Consider the following 7,439-nt stretch of genomic DNA (forward strand, 5'->3'; position numbering starts at 1 on the left):
GGCGCGGCCCGAACTGCCGGTCGCCGGCGTCGCCGAGACCCGGCACGATATACGCCGACTCGTTCAGCCCCTCGTCGACCGCGACGGTGAACACCCGCGCATTCGGCGCCGCTTCCTCAAGTGCCGCAAGGCCTTCCGGTGCGGCGACGACACAGAGCACCATGATGTCGGTGGCGCCCCGGCGGCGCAGCAGTTCGATCGTCTGAATCATCGACCCGCCGGTGGCCAGCATCGGGTCCAGAACCATCACCGGCCACCCGGTCAGATCGTCGGGCAGCGACTCCAGATACGGGACGGCTTCGTGGGTTTCCTCGTCGCGCGACATGCCGACGAATCCGACTTGGGCCTCCGGGATGGCGGCGTGGGCCTCCTCGACCATGCCCAGGCCCGCCCGCAGTACGGGAACCAGCAGGGGCGGGTCGATCAGCCGGGTTCCGATCGTCTCCGCCACCGGCGTGCGGATCTTCACCGGCTCTCGGGGCGCGTCGCGGCTGGCCTCGTAGACCAGCACCAGCGTCAACTCGCGCAACGCGGCGCGGAAGGCAACGGTGTCTGTCCGTTCATCTCGCAGCACCGTCAGTCGCGCGGCAGCCAGCGGATGATCAACGACGCAGACGTCCATGCCGTCGAGCGTATATAACAATCGGGGGTCGCACCGGGAACACGCTCGCGCGGCGACCCGAGCCGCGGCGCAGCGCCCATATACTCCCGGCATGCGGCCCGTGAAAACGCTCCTGAACAGGGCGTATACCGCGCTGGCAACGTTAGCCTTGCTAACGGCGACAGTTTCGGCTGCGCCGCTGACCGGCTGGCGGGCGCATGCCGCGGCAACGCTGCCCGCGTTCGCGCACGTGGTGATCGTGGTGGAGGAAAACCGGTCGCAGGCCAACATCATCGGCAACAAGTCGGCACCGTTCATCAACGCACTGGCCGGCAATGGCGCGATGATGGCGCAATCGTTCGCCGAAACGCACCCCAGCGAACCCAATTATCTGGCGCTCTTCGCCGGCGACACGTTCGGACTCACCAAGAACACCTGCCCGGTCAACGGCGGGAACCTGCCCAACCTGGGCTCCGAATTGCTCAGCGCCGGTTATACATTCGTCGGTTTCTCCGAAGACCTGCCGGCGGTCGGCTCAACCGTGTGCGCCGCGGGCAAATACGGGCGCAAGCACGTGCCCTGGGTCAACTTCAGCAACGTCCCGGCGGCCAACTCGGTGCCGTTTTCCGCATTTCCGTCGCCGGAGAATTACGCCAGCCTGCCGACGGTGGCGTTCGTCATCCCCAACGCCGACAACAACATGCACGACGGCTCGATAGCCGCCGGTGACGCCTGGCTGAACCGTCAGCTGTCGGCCTATGCGAACTGGGCCAAGGCCAACAACAGCCTGCTCATCGTGACCTGGGACGAGGACGACGGCGGCAGCCGCAATCAGATCCCGACGATCTTTTACGGCGCCCATGTGCAGCCCGGAACCTACAACGAGCAGATCAGCCACTACAACGTGCTTTCCACCCTGGAACAGATGTACGGGCTGCCCAAGACGGGCAAGGCGGCGGCCGCCGCACCCGTCGCAACTATTTGGGGCGGGTAAGCGCTGCCGGGTGAGGTCGCTATTGTGTGCCGCATGGCTGCTGACCTCGTGCCCATCCGCCTGAGCCTGTCCGAGGGTGACCGCTACACGCTGTGGGCGCCCCGCTGGCGCGACGCGGGCGACGAGTGGGAAGCGTTTCTGGGCAAGGATGAGGACCTGTTCGGCTTCGAGACGGTCGCCGACCTGATTGCCTTCGTACGGAGCGACTCCGACAACGATTTGGTGGACCATCCCGGATGGAAGGCGCTGACCGAGGCGCACGCGCATGCCTTCGAGCCGGCCGAGGAGCGACAGTTCGACCTGGTGGTTGTCGAGGAGCTGGTGGCCGAGAAGCCGACCGAGGAGTCGGTGGGCTCGCTGGCGGCCACGCTGGCCGTGGTCTCGTCGATCGGATCGGTGTGCGAACTGGCTGCGGTGTCGAAGTTCTTCAACGGCAATCCCACGCTGGGCACCGTTTCCGGCGGGAGCGAACACTTCACCGGCAAGGCCGGCCAGAAGCGCTGGAACGCGATCGCCGAGATCATCGATCGAAGCTGGGACGACGTGCTCAAGGCCATCGAGGGCATCATCAGCACTCCGGAAGTGGACGAGAAATTATCGGAGCAGGCTGCCGAGGAACTGGAAGAGGAGCGCGAGGAGCCCGAAGAAGAGGCGGAGGCCGACGCGGAGTCCAGCGAAGAGTCTGCTGACGCTGAGGCCGAGGCCGAGGCCGAGGCCGAGGCTCAGGGCGCCGATGAGGGCGCCGATGACGACGAAGACGAGGACGAGGACGAGCGCGCGGCCGGCGACAATGTGGTGCTGGGCAGCGAAGAGGACTTCTGGGCGCAGGTAGGAATCGACCCGATCCAGATCATGACGGGTGCGGGCACCTTCTACACGCTGCGCTGTTATCTGGACGATCGCCCGATCTTTTTGGGCCGCAACGGCCGAATCAGCGTATTCACCTCCGAGCGTGCCCTGGCCCGCTATCTGGCCGACGAACACGATCACGACTTGTCCGATCTGAGCACCTACGACGACATCCGGACCGCCGCCACCGACGGGTCGCTGGCGGTGGACATCACCGACGAGAACATCTATGTGTTGAGCGGGCTTGCCGACGACTTCGCCGACGGGCCGGACGCGGTGGACCGCGAGCAACTTGACTTGGCAGTCGAGTTGCTGCGCGATATCGGCGACTATTCCGAGGAGAGCACCGTCGACAAGGCGCTGGACACCGGCAAACCGCTGGGCAAGTTGGTGGCATATGTGCTCGATCCCGCCTCGGCGAAAAAGCCTGCGGCACCGTATGCCTCGGCGGTGCGAGAGTGGGAGAAGTTGGAAACCTTCGTGGAGGGACGGCTAAGGCGCGAATAGCGCCGCGAGCCCCGTCGCTTGCCGGTCACTTGCCGGTCACTTGCCAATGTCCGCCGCGCAGGCGGCGAGGATCGCGTCCCAGTCTTCGATGTTGAAGTGCCCCTTGCCTTCGGTCCAGTGGAAGTCGACACCCGGTATCGTCTGCTCGAAATACTCGCCCATCGCGCGCGGCACGAAGATGTCGTCGGTGCCCAGCCAAATATGCGTCGGGACGGCCACATCGGCGAGGTCGAATTCCCAGGGCCGGTAGTCGAGAAACGATTCATAGGCCGCGCCGCGGCTGCCCTGCCGGAAAGCTTCGAGCTGGATGGCGCGGAAGTGCCGTGCGAAGAGTCCGTCGCTCATGCGTTGCTGGTCGGCCCCGGACACCGAAGCCCGCACCAGGCGGAAGAACAAATCGGGACTGTACTTCGCACACCAGCCGAGTGGCGCGAACACGGTACCGAACAGTCGTGGACCGCGTTGCGCCCACCGCGCATAGCGGCGGTCGGCCGCGTTCAGGGCCGTCATGATGTTCGGAGTCGCCAGTGGTCCCCACGGTGCCAGTGCACCAACGAATTTCAGTCGTTCTGGCGAAATGTGCACGCCGCAAGCGAATAGGTGCGGTCCGGCGCCCGAGTGTCCGACGACGCCGAATTCGGCGAGTTGCAGCGCGTCGGCCAGGGCGATGACGTCGGCGGGCCAATCGCGAAATATGCGGCCCTGCTTGAAAGTTGAGCGTCCGAAGCCGGGGCGGTCGAGTGCAATCAGCCGAAAGCCGTTGCGCTGTGCGGCGCCGTGGGCGAACACAACTTCCAGCCGCGAGCTCGGCGTGCCGTGAAAGTAGAACGCGGGATAGCCGTGGGCGTCGCCCCACTGCGCGTAGGCGAGCGCGCGCCCGTCGGGCAGCGTGAATATCCTCGCCTCGTCGGCGCGAATATCGTTGGGCAGCAATGTCATTACCGTGTGGCCTTGAGGAATGCGCGGCCGCGCGGCGACAATCGGTAGCCGACATCGAGACTGATCGTCAGGCCCATCTCCTTGAGACGGCGGACCCGCCGCTTGAATCGCGGAACGTCCAAGCTTTCACCGGCGGCGAGGTCGGGCGCGCGAACCGCCTCGTTGTCGCCGACGATCCGCAGGTAACGCCTGGTCCAGGGACCGGATTCGCTGGCCGCGTCGAGGCGGTCGAGTCGGGCCACGATCGATTGGATGTCGTTGGCGGTCAGGGTGTCGTCGGCGGCCAGCGCGGGGCGTTCGTCGAGGCCGACGAACGAGACCGTGATGAGGTAAGTGTGTTTCGCCTGACGCTGGTCGAGTTCCGCCTGTGCGGTAGCGGCGTCGGGATAGCCCGCGGCGCGCGCCTGCTGTTTGGTGACGCGGTAGTCGCAGGGATGTTCGGCGACATCGTCGATGCGGATGGTGCCCGCCATGGTGCGTTGGGTACCGCCCGCTTTGGCTCGCGCGGCGTCCCAACGGCGGAGGACCAGACTGATGCGGCCGTGCGCGATGCCCTCGGCGGTGGCACGGTTGAGCAGCACACGAGCGATGGTATGCCGGTTGTCGGACCCCTGTGGCAGAATCGCACGTATGTTCGAATGGACCGATCGATCGGCGACGGCGGAGTCGGCGGAGTTGATCGAGCGGATCTGCTGCGCGAGCCGAGCCGAGAACCGGGCCGCGGCGGCCCAGTTGGTGGCGATCGGGCAGTTGTTTGCCTATCGGTTGTCGCGGTGCTCGGAGACCGAGGACTGGGCGCTGGATACCCAGGAGGCGGTCGCCGCCGAGGTGGCGGCGGCGTTGCGGATCAGCCAAAGCGCCGCCGGTGACCGGCTGTCGTATGCCCGGGCCATGCGCGAGCGGCTGCCGCAGGTGGCCGAACTGTTCAAGGCCGGCGAGATCAACTACCGGGCATTCCAGACGCTCGTGACGCGCACCGATTTGATCGTCGATCCCGACGTGCTCGCCGACGTCGACGGCAAACTGTTCGTCAAGGTTGCGCGCTGGGCGTCGCTGAGCAAGGGTCGGCTGGGCGCACTGGTGGACAAGGTGGTGGCCCGCGCCGACGCGGACGCGGTGCGACGGCGTCGCAAGCAGCACTCCGATCGCTCGGTGTGGATCGGGCCCAGCCACGACGGCACCTGTGAGATCGTGGGCAGCCTGTCCACGACCGACGCGCAGGCGTTGGATCAGCGTTTGACCGCGCTGGCGGCCACGGTATGTGAACACGATCCGCGCACCCGTGATCAGCGGCGCGCCGATGCCGTGGGGGCGCTGGCCGCCGATGCTAGGCGGTTGGGGTGTCGCTGCGGGCGCCCGGACTGTGCGGCCGGGGGGCGTGCGGCCGCCGGCCCGGTGGTGATTCATGTGATCGCCGAGCAGGCCACCCTCGATGGGCGCAGCGCGGCGCCGGGTTCCCTGCTCGACGGCGATGGGCTGATTACGGCTGAGTTGGTGGCCGAGCTAGCTGAATCGGCGAAGCTGGTGCCGCTGGTGCATCCCGTCGATGCCCCACCCGAACCGCAGTACACGCCGTCGAGGGCGTTGGCCGATTTTGTGCGGTGTCGGGATTTGACGTGCCGCTGGCCCGGTTGTGACCGGCCCGCCACGAAATGCGATGTGGACCATACGATTCCCTACGCTGCCGGTGGGCCCACCCACGCGTCGAACCTGAAGTGTTACTGCCGCACCCATCACCTGGCGAAAACCTTTTGGGGCTGGGGTGAGCAGCAGTTGCCCGACGGCACCCTCATCTTGACCGCACCCACGGGGCACACCTATGTCACCACCCCCGGCAGCGCACTACTGTTCCCAGGCTTGTGCGCGCCCACCGGTGATCTTCCGGTCCCAAACGCGGACCCGGCCTATGACTACTGCGCTGAACGCAACGCCATGATGCCCAAACGCCGTCGCACCCGCGCTCAAGACCGCGCCTACCGCATCGCCACCGAACGCCGCCAAAGCCACCAAGCCCGCATGACCCGCCGAGCCGAATCCGTCAACAACTTCGGCCCGGCCCCACCACCTGAAACCGACGACGAACCACCGCCGTTCTAGTTCGTTCTAGGGCTGAGCTGCGGTCCCGAGTTGTTGGCCGAACAATTTCAGTGTTTCCGAGGTCAGCATCTCCTGGTGCGTACAGTCAACTGGGTATTCGGTTATATTTCCCACGACGTATGGCCGCCAATTATTTGAGAGTGGTGATCCGTCGTTGCCACGGGATGCCGAAAAAATGATCATGTCGCCATCAAATATGTCCGGCACATGCCGTATTAGGAGTTGCCTATCGGCATTCACGTTGTTGAGCAAGATCTCAATAATCTCTTTAGACAAGGACGCTTGTTCCGGTACCTGCTGATCGGTTTGAGGCTGGGCCAGTGTCTCAATATCGAGGCCAGCTGTTTGCAAGATCGTGAGCATCTCGACGACATCGCTCTCGGTCACCGCATCTTTGCCGCCCCAGGTGTGATCGACGTCGACAAAGGCGTCCAAAACTATCAGGCGCCCAACTGCGCATGACCGCCGGCGCAGCTCAATGGCCAACTCATGAGCGACGACGCCGCCAAAGGACCAGCCGAGCAGATTGTATGGCCCGCCCGGGTGGAATTCCTGTATCAGGTCGGCGTAGTGCTTGGCCAGCTCGCGAATTGATGCGGGCTCAAATTGCCCATTCTGCGGGACCTTTTGAATGCCGACGATCGGGCAGTCCACATACGAACCCAGATTTCGGTAGAGCCAGCTGATTCCTCCCCCAGGCGGCAGACAAAACAGCGGGACCCCAGATCCGCCTTTGAGTACCTCAATGGGAACAATTTCAGCTGAACCCTCTAGCGCTGGCAGCCGATGACTGAGGTTTGCAACGGTCGGCGCTTCGAATAGGGCGCGCACTGGAAGACGAGTATTCAAGGACTTATTAATCGCGGCAATCACCTGCATCGCCAGCAGTGAATCGCCACCCAAATCGAAGAATGATTCCTCGATCCCCACCCGCTCCAGACCCAGGATTTCAGCGTAGATATCGGCCAGGATTTCCTGCAACGCCGTCTCGGGGGCACGATATCGCTCGGTGTCGCCATACCCTGGGGCCGGCAGCGCCCGTCGATCCAGCTTGCCGTTGACCGTCAATGGCAACTCGGCCAACACCACCACGGCCGCGGGCACCATGTAGGGCGGTAACCGGTCGGCCACCGCGGCACGCGCCCGGTCCGGGTCAACAGTCCCCACCACATAACCAACCAGGCGTTTGTCGCCGGGACGGTCCTCACGGGCGATCACCACGGCCTGATCCACCCCATCCACACCAGCCAACACCGCCGCGACTTCCCCGCACTCAATGCGATGCCCACGGATCTTGACCTGCTCATCAGCACGACCCACATACACCAGCTGGCCATCTGAACCCCAGCGCACCACATCCCCGGTCCGATACATCCGCTCCCCGACGCCGACGAACGGGCACGCCACAAACCGCGACGCCGTCAACGCCCCCCGACGCCAATACCCACACCC

Annotated in this window: 6 protein-coding genes and 1 pseudogene; 3 read left to right on the forward strand and 4 right to left on the reverse strand. The window is 65.0% G+C overall.

Annotation, left to right across the window (positions count from 1 at the left end):
- Position 1: 1 nt before the first annotated feature.
- Positions 2–622, reverse strand: a pseudogene (upp, locus tag BST12_RS01450) (uracil phosphoribosyltransferase); the annotation flags it as partial.
- A 91-nt stretch (positions 623–713) separates the two neighbouring features.
- On the opposite strand from upp, the gene BST12_RS01455 reads away from it, so the two are divergent.
- Both BST12_RS01455 and satS read left to right on the forward strand, forming a co-directional pair.
- The gene (locus tag BST12_RS01455) at positions 714–1,595 is read left to right on the forward strand and encodes an alkaline phosphatase family protein (RefSeq protein ID WP_083111193.1); all 882 of its coding nucleotides are present in this window, start codon (positions 714–716) and stop codon (positions 1,593–1,595) included.
- A gap of 33 nt (positions 1,596–1,628) precedes the next feature.
- Complete coding sequence (satS, locus tag BST12_RS01460; RefSeq protein WP_083111194.1) at positions 1,629–2,951, forward strand: protein export chaperone SatS; 1,323 nt, start codon at positions 1,629–1,631, stop codon at positions 2,949–2,951.
- A 36-nt stretch (positions 2,952–2,987) separates the two neighbouring features.
- On the opposite strand, the gene BST12_RS01465 is transcribed toward satS, so the two are convergent.
- Together BST12_RS01465 and BST12_RS01470 are read right to left on the reverse strand one after the other, a co-directional pair.
- On the reverse strand, positions 2,988–3,890 hold the full coding sequence (locus tag BST12_RS01465; RefSeq protein WP_083111195.1) for an alpha/beta fold hydrolase: 903 nt from the start codon (positions 3,888–3,890) through the stop codon (positions 2,988–2,990).
- Positions 3,890–4,471: a hypothetical protein gene (locus BST12_RS01470; RefSeq protein WP_083111240.1), complete on the reverse strand. Its 582-nt coding sequence runs from the start codon at positions 4,469–4,471 to the stop codon at positions 3,890–3,892. The genes BST12_RS01465 and BST12_RS01470 overlap by 1 nt, the downstream gene beginning before the upstream one ends.
- Before the next feature lie 49 nt (positions 4,472–4,520).
- On the opposite strand from BST12_RS01470, the gene BST12_RS01475 reads away from it, so the two are divergent.
- Positions 4,521–5,987, forward strand: a complete 1,467-nt coding sequence (locus BST12_RS01475) for an HNH endonuclease signature motif containing protein (protein WP_245849992.1) — start codon at positions 4,521–4,523, stop codon at positions 5,985–5,987.
- A gap of 6 nt (positions 5,988–5,993) precedes the next feature.
- Here the strand turns inward: BST12_RS01475 and BST12_RS34165 are convergent.
- Positions 5,994–7,439, reverse strand: a 1,446-nt coding sequence (locus tag BST12_RS34165; RefSeq protein WP_139801432.1) for a thioesterase domain-containing protein, incomplete at its 5' end; no start/stop codon positions are given.

It is taken from the genome of Mycobacterium angelicum (genome assembly GCF_002086155.1).
GTDB classification, from domain to species: Bacteria; Actinomycetota; Actinomycetes; order Mycobacteriales; family Mycobacteriaceae; genus Mycobacterium; species Mycobacterium angelicum.